This window comes from Shinella sp. CPCC 101442, assembly GCF_024704725.1.
Lineage (GTDB): Bacteria > Pseudomonadota > Alphaproteobacteria > Rhizobiales > Rhizobiaceae > Shinella.
The window spans coordinates 119,641-140,073 of sequence record NZ_JALIQS010000010.1 but is presented as its reverse complement, the minus strand read 5'-3'; the positions used below and the strand labels follow the sequence as shown (position 1 = coordinate 140,073).

Here is a 20,433-nt window from a genome sequence, read left to right as displayed (position 1 = left end):
GACTACGGCCTCGTCGCCGATCTCTTCGAAGCTCTGCCCGAGTTGCAGAAGGCGCTCTGAGCCTCGCGGCATCGATAGTGGAATTTCCCGCATGGGAGGGCATTGAATTCGACGTCATGATCGCCGCAGGGCCTTCAGGTCTTTCTGCGGCGATCCGGCTGAATTAGGCCAAAAGGGCTCGGAAGCCGGCGCTCATATTCTGTCGGGCGCCCTCGTCGGTTCGCCCGGCATCGATGGCTTGCTGCTGGACTGGCGCGAAGATGCCCGCCACCCGTTCAAGACCGCGGTGACGGACAATTCCTGTCGCCGTCGGCTCTGTATTGACAGAACTAGAGTCGCAGCAGTGTCTTGATCGCCCGCCGCTCGTCCATGGCGCGGTAGCCTTCCGCGACGTCCTGCAAGGGCAATTCGAGATCGAACACCTTGCCGGGGTTGATCTTGCGGGTCATTACGAGATCGATCAAGTCCGGCAGGAAGCGGCGCACGGGGGCGGGGCCGCCGAGCAGGTTCTTCTGGGCGAAGAACAGTTGCTGGCCATCGAGTTGGACGCCGTGCGGCACGCCGACAAAGCCGATCGAGCCGCCGGGGCGGGCGGAAGCGAGCGCCTGCGCCATCGATTCCTGCGTGCCGACGCATTCCAGCACAGATTCCGCGCCGACACCGTCCGTCAGGTCCTTGATGCGCGCCACGCCGTCGGCACCGCGTTCGGAGACGATATGCGTCGCGCCGAATTCGAGCGCGAGATCCTGCCGGCTCTTGTGACGGCTCATGGCGATGATCTTTTCCGCGCCCATCTGCTTTGCCGCCAGCACGGCCATCAGGCCGACCGCGCCATCGCCGACGACGACAGCCGTCCCGCCGGGTCGCACGCGCGCAGCTTCTGCGGCGTACCAGCCTGTGCCGAGCACGTCGGAAACGGCAAGCAGGCTCGGGATCAGGTCGTCGTCCGGCATATTCGGCGTGGCAACCAACGTGCCGTCGGCAAGCGGCACACGTAGCAGCGGCGCCTGCGCCCGGCTCATGAACTCACGATTTTCGCAGGACGAAGGGAAGCCGAAACGGCAATGCACACAGGTATTGTCGGAGCAGCAGAAGGAACCGATGACGAACTGGCCGGGCTTGACGGTCTTCACCGCGCTGCCGACCTCGACGACCACGCCACAATATTCGTGGCCCATATGCATGGGTTCGTTCAACGGCTGCAGTCCGCGGTAGGGCCAGAGGTCCGAGCCGCAGATGCAGGTGGCCGAAAGCTTGAGGATGGCATCGGTGGGGTGGAGGATTTCCGGTTCGGCGACCTCTTCGCAGCGAATGTCGCCGGGGCTGTAAAGCACTGTTCCAAGCATGGGATATTCCTTCGGTTTTCCGGTTTTATCAACGGCCTCAAACGCCGTATTGGGCGTTCGTGACGTGCTCCAGCCAGTCGACGACCTTGCCGTCCTTGACCTCCTGAAGCGCAATATGGGTCATGGCGACGTCAGGTGAAGCGCCGTGCCAGTGTTTTTCGCCCGGCGCGAACCAGACCACGTCGCCGGGGCGGATATCTTCCACCGGGCCACCCTCGCGCTGCGCCCGGCCGAAGCCGGAAACCACGATCAGCGTCTGGCCGAGCGGGTGGGTGTGCCAGGCCGTTCTGGCACCCGGCTCGAACGTGACCTGCGCGCCCTGCACACGCTCGGCGTCGAACGGATTGAAGAGCGGATCGATGCGGACCGTACCTGTGAACCAGGTGTCGGGGCCTTTTGCAGATGAGCGCGATCCCGCACGCAGAATGTCCATGATTGTCTCCTGTCTGTTATCCGATGAGGTCGATTTGAAGCGGGAACGCCCCACGCGTCAGCAGAGGTGCGAAGCCGCCGTCGATGCGGCCGAGCCGGATCAGCCCGCGCGACCAGTGATATCCGGCATGAAAGAGGGCGAGGTTGCCCCAGGGCGCATAGTAACACAGGTCGCCCGGCCGCTCGTCGCCGAACGGCCCGCTGCCCTCCTCGGTGAGTTTGCGCGGCAGATAAGCGATCTTCTCGTTGTTGGCATAATTGTCGATCGACAGGTCATGCAGCGGCAGCATCGATGCGAAGTCGCGGGCGGATGGATTGTCGTCCAGCGCAGCCGTCATGCTCTGGTCGTTGAACGAGATGCGGATCCTCATGGACTGTGCGCCTTGCGCATGTCCCTTCGTTCCTGCGCCAAACGGGGCGGCGACGGCCATCGTGAGAGCAATCTGCAATGTTGTGCGGCGGGTCATGAATAGAGCGGTCATTTTGCATTCGCCCGTTGATCCTGTGCCGCCGCGGCGGCGGCGAATGCAGAACCGAGCAGCAGAACGGCGCCGAGCGCGAAGGGGCTCCACCAGCCGAAGACGTCGAACAGGATGCCGCCCCCGGCTGCGCCGACTGTAATGGCGAGCTGGATGACCGCGACCTGCAAACCGCCGCCGGCTTCGGCATCATCGCGCAGCGCGCGGCTCAACCATGTGCCCCAGACGACCGGGGCCGCCGTGCCGAAGAACCCCCAGCCGACCAGCAGGACCGCAACAGCGACCGGTGTTGAGCCGAACGCGATCAGCAATGCTGCCAGGAGTGCCATGACGAGCGGGATTATGATGACGATGCTGTAGAGCCGTGCTTTCAGCAAATGGCCGATGGCCCAGGTGCCCGCGACACCGGCAAGTCCCATCAGGAGCAGGATCGCCGATAGCGTCGAGACGCCGACGCCGGTGACGGTTTCGAGGAACGGGCGCAGATAGGTGAACAGTGCGAACTGGCCCATGAAGAACAGCAAGATTGCGGTCATGCCGAGCGCCACCTGCCGGCGCGCCAGCAGTCTGAACACGTTGCTCGACCGGTTCCGTCCGCGCGGCGGCAGCGAGGGCATGCCGATCCACTGCCAGACGAGCGCAAGGAGCGCCAGGGGCACGACGAGGAAGAAGGCGCCGCGCCAGCCGACATGCTCGCCGAGCAGGCTTCCGAGCGGAGCGGCGACGGTTGCCGCAATGGCGTTGCCGGCGTTGATCATCGCCAAGCCCTTGGGGACCGCGTCTTCCGGCACCAGGCGCATGACGATGGCCGTCGACATCGACCAGAAACCACCGATGGCGATGCCGAGCAGCGCGCGACCGACCATCAGCACCGTGTAGTTCGGGGCGAAGGTCACCACCAGGCCGGAGACGACGAGCAGCAGCGAGAACGAGATGAGCACCGCCTTGCGGTCGATATGCTTCACCAGGCCGGCAATGAACAGGCTGGTGAAGACGGCGAAGATGCCGGAGACCGAAATCGCCTGGCCGGCCTGCCCCTCGCTAATGCCGAGACCATCGGCAATCGGTGTCAGCAGGCTGACCGGCATGAATTCGGAGGCGATGAGAACGGCAACGCAAAGCGCCATCGAAAAGACCGCGCCCCACGCCGCGTGCGGCTTCACCAGTTGATCGTCATAGGGAATGGCCATCAGCGTCTGCTTTCCTAGAGGTCTCTGGTCGGAGCGAATACGCCCAGCCGTGTTGCCCTGAGAGATAGCATCGGGTGATTGCCTGGATTAGCCACTTCAATTCTCTTGCACTTATCGACTGTAGCCATAAATTCAGCTAGGCATGCTTCAGCTTGAGGAGCGGATGATGCGCGAAAACTTCAATGATCTCCTGTGGTTTCTTGTTGTGGCGGAGGAGCGCAGCTTCACGAAGGCCGCCGCTAAGATCGGCATCACCCAGTCGACCTTGAGCCATACGATCAAGCGGCTTGAAACGCGCATGGGGCTGCGGCTCCTGGCGCGTACGACGCGCAGCGTCTCTACGACGGAGGCGGGGGAACGGCTGCGCCAGTCGTTGGCACCACGCATCGCCGAAATCGAAACGGATATCGCAGCGCTGACCGCATACCGCGACACACCGTCCGGTACGGTGCGCATCACCTTGTCCGACCATGCGCTGGAGTGTCTCGTCTGGCCGAAGCTGCGGCCGGTTCTTGCCAGCTATCCGGACATCAAGCTCGAATTCAGCCGGGACAACGGCTTTCGCAATATCGTCGAGGAGGGTTTCGACGCCGGCGTTCGGCTCGGCGAGACGGTGGAGAAGGATATGGTCGCGGTTCGCATCGGCCCGGACTGGCGGCTCGTGGCTGTCGGCGCACCGCAATATTTTGCCGCGCGCGGCATTCCGCAAACATTGCAGGATCTGACGCAGCACAATTGCATCGGCCTGCGCCTGACCACGGCCGGCGGGCTCTATGCCTGGGAGTTCCACAAGGACGGGCGCGATATCCGCATGCGCGTCGATGGCCAGCTAATCTTCAATTCGACGCTGCCGATAGTCGAGGCGGCCCTTGCCGGATACGGCATCGCCTATGTGCCGGAAGACATCGTGGCGGAACACATCGCCTCCGGGCGGCTGCAACTCGTCCTCGAGGACTGGTCGCCGCCGTTTACCGGCTACTACCTCTACTATCCAAGCCGCCGCCAGAATGCGCCGGCCTTCAAGGTCATTCACGATGCGTTGCGGCAACGAGAGCCATGACGGCAGTAAACTCCTCACTTCGGCGCAAACGCACCGTGGATTGGAGTTTCACCTGCATCCCTAGGCGATAGCGCGCGCTTTTGCTTCCTTGAGGGATACCAGCCGTTGCGACGCCTCGTCCCAAAGAACGAGTTTCACGCAGCGAATGCTGTCCTTGATCGTTATGCGCCCGAGATCTGCCAATTCAGGGTGATCACGCAGAACTTCCGGCAGCCTGTAGAAGGGAACGCGGCTCGAAAGGTGATGGATGTGATGCATTCCGATATTGCCGGTTATCCAGCGCAAGGGACGGGGCAAGTCGTAATGCGACGCACCATGCAGGGCGGCGTGCTGGAAGGCCCACTCCGGCGGCTTCGACCAGTGCGTGTCTTCAAATTGATGCTGAACGTAAAACAGCCAGACGCCCGCAGATCCGGCGAGAAGCACAATCGGCAGATGGACCAGCAGGAACGGGACAAGTCCGACGGCCCATACGAGCAGCGCGGCAAGCACGACGATGACGGCATTCGTCGCCATTGTCGAAACCCAGGGCAGCGCGCCTGATTTCATCATGCCGAAGGGCAGTCTCTGCTTGAAGAGAAAGAGCCAGGCAGGCCCGATGACGAACATGACGAACGGATTGCGGTAGAGGCGGTAGCCAAGCCGCCCGCCGGGCGTCAAGGCCGTGTATTCCGCGACCGTCAGCGTCGTGATGTCACCCACGCCACGCTCGTCGAGATTGCCGGCCGAGGCATGGTGTTCGGCATGGGCGCGCCGCCAGTAGTCGTAGGGTGTCAGCGTCAGGACGCCGATCGCCCGGCCCGTCCAGTCGTCCAAACGGCGTCGGCCGAAAAACGAGCCGTGGCCGCAATCGTGTTGCAGCATGAAAAGCCGAAGAAGAAACCCGGCTGCGGGAAGGACGAGGACGAGGCCGAGCCAATAGCCAAAATGGATCGAAGCCCATGCGCCGGCCCAGAGCAGAGCAAAGGAAACGAGGGTAACGATCAGTTCGAATGTGCTTCGGCCGATATGGGGCTTGCGATACGCGGACAGGATCTTGAGCCAGGGCTTTTCAGGGTCAACGCCGTTTGGGGCGATCGCATTTCTCGAGTTCATCGGCAGCGGGCGTCTTTCTGTCCGTAATTGGTTTCCCGGGGCGGGCGATGTCTTTTTGACGCCACAAGATCTCCTTCGGAGCCCTTGTGGCCGATGGCAAGTTAGCCCTGTCGCGCTTTGCGATTGGCATAGCGCTGGTCGCGTGCAGCCTTTCGCGCGGCTTCGTCTTCCATCACGCGCGCAATACGGGCTTTTTCCGCGTTCTCGCGGGCGTTGGCCTCTTCCTGCGCGGCGGCGTGCGCGGCTGCCTGACGTTCAACGGCCTCGGCCTCGGCACGGGCTTTTTCTTCCAGCTTTGCCTGTTCGCGCTCAAGGCGCCGCGCTTCGCGGGCCGCGGCAACCGCTGCGCGCTCCGCCTGACGCTTCGCCTTCTCCGGCTCTGCGGCTACCTGTGCGGCGCGATATGCATTCAGGAGCGCTGCCTTTGCATCTGCGGCAGCGGTGCGGCGGTCAGAAAGCTGGTTGTCTCTGGAGTTCTTCAAGTCGTCTTCCTACTATAGTCGTTTGGGGGTGGTCACGTTGTAATCGCACGTTTTGCGACAAGGGCGGATGTTGCCGAAGCACGTTCATCGAGTTCCTTGGCAAGACGCGCTTCCCGAAGCCGCAATGTCTTTTCCTCACGGGATCGGGCGATGGATTGACGCTCTTCCAGCGCCTTGTCCTTGGCAAGGAGCGGCGTCTGGATGGTGCTGAAGGCGATCTCCGCCTTCTGGCGTGAGATGCTGTATCTTTCCGTCATGGCGGTTCCGGTCGCGGGCTCGAAAAAGCGAGCAGGAAATAAAAAGGCCAGGCAAACTGCCTGGCCTTGCTTGGATCAACGTGCTTCCGGTTGTGCCAGGTGGTACATGGTCAAAGGAAGCACCAATCCGTTAAGCGGCCTGGAGATTGCAAGCCGACATCTTGCCGGACTTCTTGTCGCGTTCCAGTTCGAAGGAGACCTTCTGACCTTCAACCAGTTCGCGCATGCCTGCACGCTCGACAGCGGAAATGTGGACGAAAGCATCCGCTTCGCCGTTGTCAGGCTGAATGAAGCCGAAGCCCTTGGTGGAATTAAACCATTTAACTGTGCCAGTGGTCATGATGAACCCTTTCATAGCAACATTGAGAGACCGCGACGCCATGGCGTTGCGGAGGATGACAGCGATTTTGAAAGGAAGGTTCGTTCAGGACGCGGTGCCAATCGCGCAATAACCAAAGCTCAGCAAGCAAATTCGACGGCACACTATAACCCGGCCGCCTCGCCGCATCAACCACTACTTTTGCCCTTGTCGCATCTCCTCGAAACATAAAGCTCGAATGCGGGCCGCCGACAGCGCTTCGAACCCGCTTTTGCAAAGGCGACGCCTTGAACCTTCCGCGCTAAGGCGCGGTGGCCTGTTCCATCAGGTGGCGCGCCACGGCTTCGTAGGCCGGCAGCGACGTCGGGTCGTTGGCGGCGTTGCCCGCGACCGGATGCGAAGAGAAGCGGGCGATGACCATATCTGCGGCGGGGTCGATGTAGATCGCCTGCCCGTGCACGCCGCGCGCCATGTAGGCACCGTGGTCGTTGTGCGTCACCCACCACATCGCGCGGTAGCTCCAGCCTTCCAGCGCCGGATAGCCGCCCTTTTCGAATGCCGCCTTGTCGCCGCCGCCGCGGATGCTGTCGATCGCCTTCTGCGGAACAAGGCGCTGGCCGCTCGCCATGCCGCCGTCGAGCATGAGCTGGCCGATGCGCGCCATGTCGCGCAGGCCGGCATTCAGCCCGCCGCCGGCGAAGGCCGTACCAGTGGAGTCGACCGTATAATAGGCATCCTGCTCGGCGCCCATCTTGCTCCATATCCGGTCCGACAGCAGCTGTGCCACCGATTTTCCGGAGGCGCGCGCGATGATCCAGCCGAGCGCATCGCTGTTGATTGTCTTGTAGCCGAAGGCGGGACCGTGCTCCCCCTGCTTCACGACCGTCTTCAGATAATCGAAATAGCTGCGGGGGCCTTCGTAGCCCTCCGGCTTGGGCAGTGGATTGCCGGCGGCCGAATAGATCCAGACGTCGGCATTGGGGTCGGCGTAGTCCTCGCTGTAGCGAAGGCCGGTCGTCATATCGAGCACCTGCCGTATCGTCGCGTCGCCGAAGGCGCTTTGCCCGAGTTCGGGAACGACGGTCGCAACCTTGGCGGTCTCGTCGAGCGTGCCTTCAGCCACCAGCATCTCACCAAGAAGGCCGGTCAGTGATTTCGTCACCGACATCGCACCGTGCTGCCCCGTCTCGGTGAGGCAACCGGAATAGCGCTCATAGACGAGCACGCCCTTGTGCAGCACGACGATACCGTCAGTGTAGTTGGCCGAGAGCGATTGCAACCAGGTCATGTCCCGATCAGCGCCAGTGGGCCGGAAGGTCACGCCGTCGATTGCAGGATCGATCCTGCGCTCGATCATCGCCGGTGCGCCCAGGCCGCGGCTGACATTGGTCGTTGGCATCAACTGGCGGAAATGGCAGACCGTCCAGCGTGATTTCGGAAAGCTGAAATAGTCGCTGTCCGAAAAGCGGATGATCTTGTCGTCCGGCGGCGGAAAGCCCTGCATCCAGCCGAGCGCGCCCGGATCGGACTGTTCCGCCGTGAGCGGGGCGGCATCCTGACTTAAAACGGCTGACGCGGACGCCAGAACCGGCAACAGGGTCATGATCGCAACCGACAGTGTTCTAGAAATTGACAATGACATTGACGAAGCCTCCAAGCCAGTTCGGCGAATTTTCCTTGGTCATGGCATCCATACCCTTGCCGGGGAATGAAATGCTGGCGCCGGCCGTCAGGTACGTGTTTTTATTGATGACGCGCGAGTATTCCAGATAGATGTCGTCAGCGAGGTGGCGGTTGCCCACACCGGCTACCGGGGTGGGCGTGCCGTCGATCTCGTCGAGGCGCGTGCCCTGGCCGAACTGGATCGGGCTGTTCAGTTCATTGGCGCGGATATGGGCGTAGCGCAATGTCCAGGTATCGGCCTCCGTCGGCTTCACCTGCAAACTGAGCTGGTGTGCGTTGACGTTCGTGTTCAGGAACATCATCGACGACTTCGTGCCCGTCGACCAGGCGCTGGGATTGCCTTCGTAGTACAGCGGGTCGAACCGCTCCAGGCGCGACGTGGCCGGATCGTCGCCGGAAAAGGTCTGGTAGCTGTAGGCGATCGTCGGCGCCCAGGACAGGTCCTCGAACACATAACCGATCTGGACGCGGCCGGCCCAGGCCTGCAGGTCGATATCAGGGTTCCATTGATAGGCGAAATCGCCGCCGATGAAAAAACCCTGGAGCGACCCGTCGAACGGATTGGTGCGACCATAGGCGTTGACGAAGCTCAATCCGTCGCGCGCGCCGGGCATGATCACCGGCGGCCCGATGCCGCCGGCTGCGGCCCGCGCATAGGGAGAGTCGGACTCCACGACATGTCCGAACGTGAGGCCGGCGTAACGGCCCTCGTCCACGTCATAACGCAGATCCGTCCCGACGATCTTCGTTCCGCTATCCTTGTCTGACAGTTCGTTCGCATCGATGAAAAAGGCCGTGGCTGCCAGATCATCCTGGCCGAACCGGAGGATGGCCGCCTGTTCCCATGCCTTGCGGGGACCGAGTTTCAACGCGCCGCGCTCGAAGCCGCTCGACCCGCCATTGGCGATCAGCATGCCCGTTCCGGCCTTGAAGGCGCGCGGCCCGAAGGACATGTCGAAGAACGGGCCGGTTTGCGCCGTGGTGCGCAGGCCGAGATAGGCGTCTTCGAGCGTGACGGCGCCCGTACCGCCTGCATCGAAGGCATCCGTGCCCAGCGTGCCCGAAGCGACGACGGACAGCTTTCCATAGATTGCGAACAGGTCGCCGGCATCCGCGGAGAAGCTGATGCCGGGCATCACATATCCCTCAAGCCATCGCGTATCGCTGTCGAACCCGGAGGTCGGCGCGAAGGTGTCGGCGAAGTTCCAGAACAGGTTCTGTTCGGCCACCGCATTGACCCCGACCTGCAGATGCATCCGCACTTCCAGACCCGGCTCGTCGACCAGCAGCATCGGATCCTGCGCGTGTGCGCCGCGCGGCGCAAAGGCGATGCCGAGAAGGAAGAGGACTGCCTTCAGCCGCCGGCCGTTGTCCGCGTCGCTCATGCTCATCCCCTCAAACGTTGCCTGCCCACAAACGTGACCGGCCCTCACACATGACCGGCTTTGTCGCAAATCAGTGGGTGATCTCGCCACTATAGGCCGGACTTTCGCAAGCTGTTCCATGCAGTATCACCGAAACTTCGCAAGCAGGACACGACTTTTGTCGCGCTACATGGGCAGGATATGTCGAATATGTCACTGCGAAGCGCATTCCGATCGATGATCTTCGATCAGGTGCCCCATGGAGGGCGGTGCTTCCTCAGGTAACGTTCCTTGCCAGCAGCAAAGCCAGTGTCCTGACCTCCTGTTCGAGCCGTTCGGGCGTAATTCCTATGAAACGGTTTTCGAGACTGATCGCGATCACGCCATGAATGGCGGCGAAGATGGTGCGGGCGCGGATCGCCACGTCCTGCGGCCCGGCATCTGGCATGTGCCGAGAAAGCGGCGTCGCTATGAAGCCGATCAGGAAAGCGTGCTCGGCAAGATGCCAGTCGGGAACCGCCACGCCCTCCGGCATGCGGTGCTCGAACAGTGCGAACCAGAGATTTCTGTCGGAAAGTGCGAAGCGCAGGTAGGCGATAGATAGATCGGCAAAGGCGTCCTCGATCCCCGTGGAGGATTGGATGGCGCTTGAAAGAGCCGCTTCCATTCGTTTCAGCGTGCCGGAATTGACCGCCAGGATCAGCGCGTCGAGATCCTCGAAAACCGTATAGAGGCCACCCAGGGCCGAGCCTGCGCGCTCGGCGATATCGCGAGCCCGCAAGCCCTTCAAGCCTTGCTCCTGAATGAGTTCCGTGCCGGCGGCGATCAGCCGGTTTCTCAGGTCTTCCTTTTTCGTCTGTCGCCGTTGCGTCATTCATCATGCCTTCGATTTTTGAACGTCGTTCATTTTAATATTGAACGGCGTTCATTTTTGTGCGAAAAGAATATTGAACATTGTTCATATAGGGAGAGAAGCAGATGTTCAAACAGATATTGACACTGATGCGCGGCCGGGCCTACGAGGCGGAGGAGGCGTTCGCCGACCGCAATGCCCTTCCCATCCTCGCCCAGCATATCCGTGACGCCGCGCGCGGCGTCGAAGCGGCGCGTCGGGCCGTCGCCGTCGCAATCGCGCAGAACCGGCTGGAGGCGGAAAATGCCGAGAGGCTGGCCAGCCGCATCACCGATCTTGAAACCCGCGCCATCATCGCCCTCGAAAAGGGCCGAGAGGACCTTGCCACCGAGGCTGCCGGCTCGATTGCCCGGCTCGAAACCGAATTGCAGCATGCCCGTCAGGTCCAGGCTGAATTTTCCGGTGGTATCGGCCGTCTGAGACAGGCAGTGCGGGAGAGCGAGATGCGGTTGGCGGCCCTGCGTCGCGGCGAGCGCCTGGCCCTGGCGCGGGACCGCACCCGACGCCTTTCCCGCGTCGCGCCGGGTGAAAACATCTCCTCGCTCGCCGAGGCCGAGGCGACGCTCGCCCGGCTGGAGCAGCGCCAGCGTGAGGCGGAACTGACCGCCGAGGCGTTGAGTTCGCTGGAGGCCGGGCCGGATCCGGTCGCGCTCGCCGAAAAACTCGCCGGTGCCGGTTGCGGCCATCCACTGGTGACCAGCGCCGACGAGGTGCTTCAGCGCCTGCGCAGCCGCATGAACGCTCAATAAACAAAACCGAAGGGAGCCACGACCATGAACGACAGCCTTATGAAACACTCGCCCGCCTGGACAACCTTCTCCTATGCCAGCTTCGGCCTCGCCGCCTTCATGCTCGCGCTGGGGCTGTATCTCATGCCGCTCGATCTCTGGGGCAAGGGCTACCTCACCATGGGTATCCTGATGCTGGTGCAGACGACGGTGAACGTCACCAAAACCCTGCGCGACAACCAGGAAGCCGATAAGCTGCTGCGCCGTATCGACGACGCCAAAACCGAGAAACTGCTGCTCGGCATCAAGAACGAAGACGTTTGACCGGAAGCTGACCTTACCGCCGCGCTTTAACGTATGAACGAAGCGGCAAGGCTTTTTCTCTATCAGTCCTGAAAAGGGAGATGCGCGGTGCAACAGAATCTCATGACGTCCCGGCGCTTCGCGCCGCTCTTCTGGACCCAGTTCCTGTCGGCCTTCAACGACAACTTCTTGAAGAATACGCTGGTCTTCCTCATCCTCGCCACCGTGGTGGCGGAAGAGGCGGGCTCGCTGGTGACCCTTGCCGGCGCGGTCTTCATGGCACCGTTCCTGCTGTTCTCCGCCCTTGGCGGCGAGCTTGCCGACAAGTTCGACAAGGCCGTCATGGCCGAGCGGCTGAAGCGGGTGGAACTGCTCGCCGCCGGTGTGGCGGTGGTCGGCCTCGCCTTCCATTCCATCACCGTCCTGATGGCGGCGCTCTTCCTGTTCGGCGTCATTTCCGCCCTGTTCGGTCCGGTGAAATACGGCATCCTGCCCGATCATCTCGAGCGCAAGGAACTGCCGCGCGCCAATGCCTGGATCGAGGGCGCGACCTTCATCGCCATTCTCGCCGGCACGCTGGTCGCCGGCCTCGCCGCCGCCGATGGCGTCAATCCCTGGCTCTTCGGCCCGATGATGCTAGGCCTGGCGCTCGCCTGCTGGCTGTCGAGCCGCTTCATCCCCCGCGTCGGCGCCAAAGCGCCGGATCTCGCCATCGAGCGCAACATTTTCCGTTCCACCGGCCGCCTCGTCAACGCATTGCGCGGCGACAAGCGCCTGTGGCGTTCGGCGCTGATGGCCTCGTGGTTCTGGCTGGTCGGCGCGATCGTGCTCTCGCTTCTACCGCCGATGGTGAAGGGCAATCTCGGCGGCAGCGAAACCGCCATCACCGCTTATCTCGCCGTCTTCGCCATCGCGGTCGGTATCGGTTCGGCGATTGCCGCCTGGATGTCGGCAGGCCGCATCGTGCTGCTGCCCGCGCCCATCGGCACGCTGATCATGGCGCTCTTCGGCATCGACCTCGCCTGGAGCGTCGGCCATGCCGATGTCACCGCTCCGGCGGAAACCCTCGCCGCCTTCTTCGCCGGCCCCTACACGATCCGCATCGCGATCGACCTCGCCGGCATGGCGATAGCAGGTGCTTTCCTGGTCGTACCCACCTTCGCCGCTCTGCAGGCCTGGGCCGAGGAGGAGCAGCGTTCGCGTGTCATCGGCGCGGCCAACGTCCTCTCCGCCGGCTTCATGACGGTCGGCGGCGGCCTCGTCGCGGCGTTGCAGGCGGCGGGTGCATCGACGCCGGTGCTGCTCGCCGGTCTGGCCGTTGCCAACATCGTCGCGGCCTGGATCATGCTGCGCACGCTTCCCACCAACGCCTTTCGCGATTTTGTCTCCATCCTCTTCCGCGCCTTCCTGCGGCTGGAAGTGGACGGCCTCGACAACCTGAAGAAAGCCGGCAAGGCGCCGATCATCGCGCTCAACCACGTCTCCTTCCTCGATGGCGCGCTGGCGCTGGCGCTGACGGACGAAGAACCGACCTTCGCCGTCGATTACACAATCGCCAAAGCCTGGTGGGTGAAGCCCTTCCTGAAGATGTGCAACTTCCTGCCGCTCGATCCTTCCAAGCCGATGGCGACACGCACGCTGATCAAGACCGTCAACAATGGCGAACCGCTGGTCATCTTCCCCGAGGGACGCATCACCGTGACGGGCGCGCTGATGAAGGTCTATGACGGTGCGGCGATGGTCGCCGACAAGACCGGCGCGATGGTCGTACCGGTGCGCATCGACGGACTGGAGAAGAGCTATTTCTCGCGCCTCTCGTCGCTCCATGTCCGCCGCCGCCTGTTTCCCAAGGTGAAGGTTACCATCCTGCCGCCTGTACGCCTTTCGGTGCCGGCGGAGCTGAAGGGCCGCAAGCGCCGCATGGCGGCGGGCGCGGAACTCTATCAGATCATGTCCATGCTGATGTTCAGCACCACGGACACCGGCACGACTGTCCTGGAAAAGGTCATCGAGACCGCGAAGGAACGCGGCATGGGCCGGCTCGCCGTGCAGGATCCCGTCACCGGATCGCTCACCTACGGCAAACTGCTCACCGGCGCAGCCGTGCTCGGCGCGAAGTTCAAGTCGCTCTACCCGGAGGACAAGATGCTTGGTGTGCTGCTGCCGAATGCCAACGGATCGGTCGCCACCATTCTGGGCGTCATGTCGGCGGGCAAGGTGCCGGCCATGCTGAACTTCACGGCGGGTTCCGCGAACATCCTTTCGGCCTGCAAGGCGGCTGAGGTGCGCCGGGTGCTGACCTCCCGCGCCTTCGTCACCCAGGCCAAGCTCGGCCCCGTCGTAGAGGAACTGGGCAAGGCGGTGGAAATCGTCTGGCTCGATGACCTGCGCCAGACCATCGGCTTTGCAGACAAGATAGTCGGCCTCCTGCGAAAAAGCCGCCCCCTCATCAAACGCGGGGCGGACGATCCGGCGGTGGTTCTCTTCACGTCAGGCTCGGAGGGCACTCCGAAGGGCGTTGTGCTCACCCATCGCAACATCCTCTCCAACGCCGCGCAGGCCGCCTCCCGCATCGATTTCCATTCGGGCGACAAGGTGTTCAACATCCTGCCGGTCTTCCACTCCTTCGGCCTCACTGCCGGCACCATCCTGCCGCTCGTTTCCGGCGTTCCGGTCTATTTCTATCCGTCGCCGCTGCACTACAGGATCATCCCGGAGCTGATCTATTCCTCCAATGCCACCATCATCTTCGGCACGGATACCTTCCTCAACGGTTACGCCCGCACGGCGCATCCCTACGACTTCCGCTCGATCCGCTACTGCTTTGCCGGCGCGGAACCGGTGCGTGCCACCACCCGCGCGCTCTACATGGAAAAGTTCGGCGTGCGCATCCTCGAAGGCTACGGCGTCACCGAGGCCGCCCCGGTCATCGCGCTTAACACGCCGATGTTCAACAAGGCGGGCAGCGTCGGCAAGATTATGCCCGGCATGGAATATCGGCTGGATCCCGTCCCCGGCGTTGACGAAGGCGGCCGTCTCTTAGTGCGCGGCGCCAATGTCATGTCCGGCTATCTACGGGCCGAAAATCCCGGCGTACTGGAGCCTACACCCGATGGCTGGCACGATACCGGCGACATCGTGATGGTGGACGAGGACGGCTTCATCACCATCCGCGGCCGCGCCAAGCGCTTTGCCAAGATCGGCGGCGAAATGGTCTCGCTGGCCGCTGTCGAAGCGTTGGCCGGTGAGATTTGGCCCAGCACACTCTCGGTCGTCGTCTCGCTGCCCGATGCCAAGAAGGGCGAGCGCCTCGTCCTTCTGACCGACGCGCCGGACGCCACCCGGGCAGCCTTCCTGCGCTACGCCAAGGACCGTGGCGCCATGGACATGATGGTGCCGTCGGAGGTGAAGGTCGGGGCGGTGCCCGTGCTCGGCTCCGGCAAGGTGGATTTCGTGAGCGCCCAAAAGCTGCTGGCGGAAAAGGCGAAGGACGAAGAGGCAGCGTGAGACGACAGGAAAAACCGGCCTCAGGTCGGCTTTTCCTCCAGTACGAGATCTCCCGCCGGCAGGCGGCACTTGGCAGGGGGCGAGGGTGCGGGACCGACGCGCAACACGTTGATCAGGCGGCAACCCGAGGGGAGCGAGAAGCGTTTGCGCAACGTGTCTGCGGCGACAGGGACATCCGCCAGCACCGCCATCGGCCAGCCCGCAAAGCCAAGCCGCGTGAAATCCAGCCAGAACCTATAGAAGGCCCGGCCCGTCGCGACCGGGCTTTCGCCGTCGGGGCGATGGAACAGCAGACACGCTGCCGCCGTCATCGTCTTGCCGGCTTCGGAGACCAGCGGCTTGGCGAGACCGACCCGGTCGGCGAGGTCGAAGAGCGGCGAGGCGAGGATTCTTCCCGCCACCGCGCCTTCCATCCGCCCCATGCGCAGGGCGTCGAGATTGAGGCCGTCAGCCGCGTAAGTGGGGTGATTTGGCGAAAGCCGCATCCAGGCGACGAGTTCCTCGCGAAAGGCGCGTTCGCGCATGACGGTGAGGCTGGCCTCGTCGTTGAGCGTCGCGATGAAGGAAAGCGCGTCCCTTCCACCAGCAAAAATTACGTCATCCGTTTGCAGCGCCCAGCTTTCGAGCTTCGCCAGCGTTTCAGCCGTGGCGGGCGAAAAGGCTCCGCGCCAGGTGAAGCGTTTCTCAGTGAAGGCTGCCCGTTCCGGGCTTGTCGCTTCGCCGGCCAGGGTGACGCGTGCCGCGAGCCGATAACCGGGACGCCATTGCATATCCTCCGGCCAGAAATCCTCGACCGCCGCGCCGATACCGCGTCCGGCAAGCGCCATCGTCAGCCCCTCCAGCGCCGCACCGCAGGAAAGACCCATGTCGCGGTTTGTCGGATCGCCGATGGCGAGACGTCGGGAAAGATCGGCGACGATCAGGATGCGGCCCGCCTCGTCCAGTACGAAACGCGCGGGCTGGGTGTTGTGCGTGGACGGCGCGCGATTTGCTTCCCCGGCGAGGATTGTCAGCGTGGCGGTGTCGATGCGGCTCATAGCGTCTTTCCGAAGAGATGCACCCGGTGCAGCGGGCGGGCGCCGGCCTTTTCGGCCTGGCGCAGGCTCGCCGCATTGGTGTCGGCGATCCAGGTGCCGCCGGCCGTCTCGTAGCCGGCCTTGCGCATTTCGCCGAGGATGTGGGCGAGCATCAGCGGGTTGAGGCCGCGGCCCTGGAATTCCGGCTTCACGCCCTGAAAGATGACGACGGCGCGGCGGCGGCGCAGGCGATGTTTGACGAGATGCCAGGGAGCGGAGAGGCCCAGGCGCGAGCCCATCGCCTTCAGCATCGGATTGACGTCTGGAATGGCGATCACGGCGCCTGCGGGCACGCCGGCCTTTTCCGCGACTGCCGAGATGCGTGGATCCATGATCCACTTCATCTCCTTGGCCTGGAACTCATATTCCGCACGGCTGACAGGCACGAACATCGGGTTGTCGGCGAAGCTCTCGTTGAGGATCAGCCGCGAATCCTCGAGGCGTCGATCGAGTGTCGCGCGGCGGATCGGCGAGAAGCGGAAACCGTCGGCGCGCGGCGCCCGCATCTCCGCCCCGTTCAGAATGCCGTCGAGGGGCGCGTTGCGGAGACCGATCTCGAAGGTCGTCATTGGGAAAGTGGGGGAATAGCCGCGTTTTTCCAGAAGGCGCGGCAAGTGGGGCGGCCCCCAGATCTGATCCGTGTAAGGCGCATGCTCGAAACCGCCGGTCATGATGCCGACCTGCTGCATGGCCGTGAGGTTGAAATTGCCGAGGATTTCGGTGAAGCCCCGTGCGCGCGCCCAATCTTCTGCCCGTTCCAGCAGCACGGCGGCGACGCGCTCGTCGTCAGCGCAGTCGAAATAGCCGAAATAGCCGTGTTTCAGGCCGAAGCGAGCGTTGGCCGCCGCGTGGACGTGGGCAGTGATACGGCCACACACCACGCCGCTCTCATGGGCTGTGAAGACGGCGAAATCGTCCGCTGTTTCGAAAAGAGGGTTCTTTTCCGCCGAAAGGAAGCGCCTGAGGTCACTCAGCATCGGCGAGACGTAGAGCGATTTCTCGCCATAGGCCGCGAAAGGCGCGGCGAAGAAGGCGTCGATGTCACCCTCACGGATCTCGATCATGTGTCCTCTCCGAAATCAGAAGGGCCATGCGCTGGACGACCTTCAGCTCCGTCTCGGCCCCCGGCGTGGCGGAGACGGACGGCATGTTGAGCGCGATCAGCCGAAAGGGCCTGCGTGAAACCAGCATCACATGGGTCGCCTCGTATTTTTCGAGCAGCCAGGTAAGCTGTTCGGCATTCGTTTCCGAAAGGTCGGAGGTTTCCGTGGCCCGCAGCAGCGGGCGGGCGGAAAACAGCTGTTTCAGGCCGGCAAGGTCAAGGTCAGCCAACTCCGTCTCGTCAAGAAGAAGCGCGCCCTCGACGAGCGGGTGGTTCTGCAACTCCTTCAGGAAACCGACCGTGTCATCGATACGGTCTTCGGCAAGATGGCGGATGAGGCTCTGGCGGTGCTGTTCCGTGCGCAATCCGACACTGTCTTTCCAGATCACGCCGAGCAGCGCCGCAGAAATGATCACGCTCGCCGTGCGGACGAGTGCAGTGGCATCGAAACTGTTTTCGAGGCCGATGGCGAGCGCGGCCAACAAGGCGGCCGAGAGCAGGATGACGAAGGAGATGATGGTGTCGCGATGGCTGACGGCACGCTGGCCGAGGCTGATCAGCAGCCAGCACAGGAACAGCACGGCCACCCCGCCAAGCCGCACCGGCAAATCGACATAGGTCGAGCGGAAATCCGTGACAAGCAGCGGCAGGATGAGCAGCAGCGACAGTGCGATGCGGTCCACAGCCTGATTTTCCGCCTTGGAGAGGCTCTTGAGGTCGCGCGTCACCGCCATGTGGCCGGCGAGCGCGAAGGTGACGAGTTGATAGACAAAGAGCAAGACAAAGCGCCAGGGCTCTGCAAAGGCGGCAGGCAGGAAGGCAAGGACGGTAAAGCTCGCCGCGCCGCCTGCGGCGATCACCTTGGTCAAGGGCGGCGCATGGCGGCGCATAAGGCCCTCGGCAAGCAGGATGGCCGCAAGCGGCACGAGGCCAGCCGCGATGTAGGTCGCCGTATTGAACAGAAAGAGCCCGGTCCACCAGGTGAGCACGCGGCAGATCATCAGAGCGGCGAGGACGCGCAGGCCGAAGAGGACACGGCGCGTCAGCGGACTTTGCGTGTTCAATGTACGGATGGAGCGAATGAGGATCACCAGCCCGCAAAAGGCGGCAAGCGAAATGAACATGTCGGCGATGGACGGCGCGATCATGGTTTTGCCGGCGCGGCAAGCCGCCTCAGGTAGCGTCGAACCAGCGGGCGCAACAGGGCGGCGGCGAGGGCGTTGCGCGGCCGCTCGACCCGGCCCGCATGGGGATTGAAGAACCAGCCCCGGTAGTCCGCGCCATGGGGGCGGGCGAGCAAGGTGTTGATCGCCTCATAGGCCATCAGCGTGCCCGTCGAGATGACCATGGGGGCAAACGACATGCGGCTGCGCGTGCCGGCGACCACTTCGCCTGCGAGAGCAAGATCGACATGGTGGCGGGAGGAGGAGTGGACCATGACATGCTCGGCCTCGCGCAGAAAGGCTTCGGCCCGCTGCTCGCCAGTCAGCGCGTTCCAGGGCGTCCCGATGGTCGGATAGCTGAGGCGCTCCTCCGGCATCGGTTCTTTCGGGCGCGTCACGTAGACCGAGGGCAGGGGGGAGGCGTAGGCGTCGATCACCGTTTTGCCCCGGCGCCGCGCGGTGCGGTAGAGAAGGAGGCTTGCGCCGAGATCGTCGGCGCCGTTGATCACCACATTCGCGTCGGCGACGAGCGTTTCCGCATGCTCCGTCCATTCCGGGCCCAGGACGGCGATGTCGAGTTCGGGATTGATCTTCAGGCAGAGATCGCGGGTCGCCTCAGCCTTCGGCTGGCCGATCGTGTCCGCGAAGCAGAAGACCTGGCGGTTGAGATTGGAAAGCTCGAACCGGTCGATATCGGCAAGGATCAGACGGCCGACACCGGCACGCGCCAGCGCCTGGATGGCGGCCCCGCCCATGCCGCCCGTCCCGCAGATGAAGACAGTGGCCTCATGCAACCGGCGCTGCTCGGCCTCGCTGACGAAGCCGATGTTGCGGGTGGTGAAGGTTTCATAGGAAAAGACGTTCATCGTTTGAAAGGCCTCAATATGCCCCATTGCCGACGACCGTCGGTCCAGTGCAGCACGGGCAGGACGAGGCGCTGCGCGAGGATGACGAAACTTGTCACCGCCAGTCGTCCAAGGGCGTTGCGCGGCACGCTTTCGATGAGATAGCGCTGGGCTGCGTTGAGATCGAGCTGGCCGATCTGGAGCAGATCGTCGCCGCGCTCGTAATCGAGTTCGGCGGCACAGAAATCATTGTATTCGGCCTTGCGGTGCTTTGGGGCGGCGTCGAATGTCTTCTTCAGATTATCCGAGCCGCCGGTATAGGCGTCGGTGATGACGAAGCGGTCAGCGTCGAAGCCTGCCTGCGGGCCGACGCCAAAGACATGGCGGTGCGTGGCCATGATTTCCGTCGCGATCAGTTGCTGGCGGAGTGCGCGCCGCGCGCCGCGGGTCGGCGAGGGGAAGACGCCGGAGAACGTCTCGGCCACCATGCCGGCGACGGCCGGAACCTGCGTGACGTTGGAGATCCACAGCGGACGGAGCTGGTTGCGCAGGAAGAGGAGGAAGCAGGTGAGACCGTAGAGCACCCAGGAAAGACCCTGGCTGCGCACGGCGGGATCGATCATGACAAGCCCGAGATGGAGGACTTCCACGGGTTTTCCCGAAAGCGAGAGCGAAATCACCGGCAGCGCATTGAAAGCAACCGGCGCGCCGTCGGAAACGCGGTAGACCAGCGTCACGATCGTGCGGTTCAACGCATCCTCACGTTCGGAGAAGACGCCGTAGTCCAGATCTCCGCCCTGAATGGTCCGGAGCGCAACCGATTTCAGGTCCCGTCGCAGGTCGGCGATATCGGGTGCTGACATCCAGAGGCCGGGGAATTCGACGATCCGCGCGCGAAAATCGGACGACGTGTTGAAGGCAATGTCGAGACGTTTCTTGAGGACGACTGAAAGCGGATTGAGCACTGTTTGAGTCCAAGGTGCCGCTGGCCGGAAATAGCTCAGGATTGCGCAGGCCGCATAGTTGCCGCCAACCCGTTTCTTTTGGTTTAAAGCGCGAGTGACAAGGCCGAACCCGCTGCCATCGACC

20 protein-coding genes and 1 pseudogene are annotated in these 20,433 nt (G+C 63.2%); 5 read left to right on the top strand and 16 right to left on the bottom strand.

Going from position 1 to position 20,433, the window contains the following annotated elements; all coding sequences use genetic code 11:
• Positions 1 to 116: 116 nt before the first annotated feature.
• Positions 117 to 298: pseudogene (locus MUO32_RS25930) on the top strand (electron transfer flavoprotein-ubiquinone oxidoreductase); the annotation flags it as partial.
• A gap of 31 nt (positions 299 to 329) precedes the next feature.
• Here the strand turns inward: MUO32_RS25930 and MUO32_RS25925 are convergent.
• Genes MUO32_RS25925 through MUO32_RS25910 form a run of 4 tightly spaced genes read right to left on the bottom strand, consistent with a single transcriptional unit; the run spans position 330 to position 3,447 of the window.
• Entirely contained in the window at positions 330 to 1,346 is a 1,017-nt protein-coding gene (locus tag MUO32_RS25925) for a zinc-dependent alcohol dehydrogenase family protein (RefSeq protein WP_257951264.1), read from the bottom strand.
• Between the two features lie 37 nt (positions 1,347 to 1,383).
• Complete coding sequence (locus MUO32_RS25920) at positions 1,384 to 1,779, bottom strand: cupin domain-containing protein (RefSeq protein WP_257951263.1); 396 nt, start codon at positions 1,777 to 1,779, stop codon at positions 1,384 to 1,386.
• A 16-nt stretch (positions 1,780 to 1,795) separates the two neighbouring features.
• Positions 1,796 to 2,260 (bottom strand): cyclophilin-like fold protein, encoded by a 465-nt coding sequence (locus MUO32_RS25915; protein WP_374708725.1) that lies wholly within the window; start codon positions 2,258 to 2,260, stop codon positions 1,796 to 1,798.
• On the bottom strand, positions 2,257 to 3,447 hold the full coding sequence (locus tag MUO32_RS25910) for an MFS transporter (protein WP_257951262.1): 1,191 nt from the start codon (positions 3,445 to 3,447) through the stop codon (positions 2,257 to 2,259). Before MUO32_RS25910 ends, MUO32_RS25915 begins: the two co-directional genes overlap by 4 nt.
• A gap of 163 nt (positions 3,448 to 3,610) precedes the next feature.
• Between MUO32_RS25910 and MUO32_RS25905 the strand changes: the two genes are divergently transcribed.
• On the top strand, positions 3,611 to 4,507 hold the full coding sequence (locus MUO32_RS25905; RefSeq protein ID WP_257951261.1) for a LysR family transcriptional regulator: 897 nt from the start codon (positions 3,611 to 3,613) through the stop codon (positions 4,505 to 4,507).
• A 60-nt stretch (positions 4,508 to 4,567) separates the two neighbouring features.
• Here MUO32_RS25905 and MUO32_RS25900 read toward each other — a convergent pair whose 3' ends face one another.
• The 7 genes from MUO32_RS25900 to MUO32_RS25870 all read right to left on the bottom strand — a co-directional run bounded on the left by MUO32_RS25900 (position 4,568) and on the right by MUO32_RS25870 (position 10,581).
• Entirely contained in the window at positions 4,568 to 5,602 is a 1,035-nt protein-coding gene (locus MUO32_RS25900; protein WP_257951260.1) for a fatty acid desaturase, read from the bottom strand.
• Positions 5,603 to 5,703: 101 nt separating this feature from the next.
• Positions 5,704 to 6,084: a DUF6481 family protein gene (locus MUO32_RS25895; protein ID WP_257951259.1), complete on the bottom strand. Its 381-nt coding sequence runs from the start codon at positions 6,082 to 6,084 to the stop codon at positions 5,704 to 5,706.
• 32 nt (positions 6,085 to 6,116) lie between these two features.
• Positions 6,117 to 6,341, bottom strand: coding sequence for a hypothetical protein (locus MUO32_RS25890; protein ID WP_257951258.1), 225 nt, complete (start codon positions 6,339 to 6,341; stop codon positions 6,117 to 6,119).
• 130 nt (positions 6,342 to 6,471) lie between these two features.
• Positions 6,472 to 6,681: a cold-shock protein gene (locus MUO32_RS25885; protein ID WP_257951257.1), complete on the bottom strand. Its 210-nt coding sequence runs from the start codon at positions 6,679 to 6,681 to the stop codon at positions 6,472 to 6,474.
• 280 nt (positions 6,682 to 6,961) lie between these two features.
• Complete coding sequence (locus tag MUO32_RS25880; protein ID WP_257951256.1) at positions 6,962 to 8,263, bottom strand: serine hydrolase; 1,302 nt, start codon at positions 8,261 to 8,263, stop codon at positions 6,962 to 6,964.
• Positions 8,264 to 8,282: 19 nt separating this feature from the next.
• A complete protein-coding gene (locus tag MUO32_RS25875; RefSeq protein WP_257951255.1) occupies positions 8,283 to 9,728 on the bottom strand; it encodes an alginate export family protein in 1,446 nt (481 codons plus the stop codon).
• Positions 9,729 to 9,984: 256 nt separating this feature from the next.
• The gene (locus MUO32_RS25870; RefSeq protein ID WP_257951254.1) at positions 9,985 to 10,581 is read right to left on the bottom strand and encodes a TetR/AcrR family transcriptional regulator; all 597 of its coding nucleotides are present in this window, start codon (positions 10,579 to 10,581) and stop codon (positions 9,985 to 9,987) included.
• A 104-nt stretch (positions 10,582 to 10,685) separates the two neighbouring features.
• On the opposite strand from MUO32_RS25870, the gene MUO32_RS25865 reads away from it, so the two are divergent.
• The 3 genes from MUO32_RS25865 (at position 10,686) to MUO32_RS25855 (ending at position 15,158) form a co-directional block, all read left to right on the top strand.
• Positions 10,686 to 11,369, top strand: a complete 684-nt coding sequence (locus MUO32_RS25865; RefSeq protein ID WP_257951253.1) for a PspA/IM30 family protein — start codon at positions 10,686 to 10,688, stop codon at positions 11,367 to 11,369.
• Between the two features lie 24 nt (positions 11,370 to 11,393).
• Positions 11,394 to 11,672, top strand: coding sequence for a YiaA/YiaB family inner membrane protein (locus tag MUO32_RS25860; protein WP_257951252.1), 279 nt, complete (start codon positions 11,394 to 11,396; stop codon positions 11,670 to 11,672).
• Between the two features lie 87 nt (positions 11,673 to 11,759).
• A complete protein-coding gene (locus tag MUO32_RS25855; RefSeq protein WP_257951251.1) occupies positions 11,760 to 15,158 on the top strand; it encodes an acyl-[ACP]--phospholipid O-acyltransferase in 3,399 nt (1,132 codons plus the stop codon).
• A gap of 20 nt (positions 15,159 to 15,178) precedes the next feature.
• On the opposite strand, the gene MUO32_RS25850 is transcribed toward MUO32_RS25855, so the two are convergent.
• The 5 genes from MUO32_RS25850 to MUO32_RS25830 are packed head-to-tail and all read right to left on the bottom strand — an operon-like array spanning position 15,179 to position 20,309.
• Positions 15,179 to 16,195 carry a hypothetical protein gene (locus MUO32_RS25850; RefSeq protein WP_257951250.1) on the bottom strand — a complete coding sequence of 339 codons (1,017 nt, stop codon included), beginning with the start codon at positions 16,193 to 16,195 and terminating at the stop codon, positions 15,179 to 15,181.
• Positions 16,192 to 17,298, bottom strand: a complete 1,107-nt coding sequence (locus MUO32_RS25845; protein ID WP_257951249.1) for a GNAT family N-acetyltransferase — start codon at positions 17,296 to 17,298, stop codon at positions 16,192 to 16,194. The genes MUO32_RS25850 and MUO32_RS25845 overlap by 4 nt, the downstream gene beginning before the upstream one ends.
• Entirely contained in the window at positions 17,282 to 18,484 is a 1,203-nt protein-coding gene (locus MUO32_RS25840) for a hypothetical protein (RefSeq protein WP_257951248.1), read from the bottom strand. The genes MUO32_RS25845 and MUO32_RS25840 overlap by 17 nt, the downstream gene beginning before the upstream one ends.
• Entirely contained in the window at positions 18,481 to 19,365 is an 885-nt protein-coding gene (locus MUO32_RS25835; protein WP_257951247.1) for a ThiF family adenylyltransferase, read from the bottom strand. Before MUO32_RS25835 ends, MUO32_RS25840 begins: the two co-directional genes overlap by 4 nt.
• Positions 19,362 to 20,309, bottom strand: a complete 948-nt coding sequence (locus tag MUO32_RS25830) for a hypothetical protein (RefSeq protein WP_257951246.1) — start codon at positions 20,307 to 20,309, stop codon at positions 19,362 to 19,364. The genes MUO32_RS25835 and MUO32_RS25830 overlap by 4 nt, the downstream gene beginning before the upstream one ends.
• Positions 20,310 to 20,433: the final 124 nt, after the last annotated feature.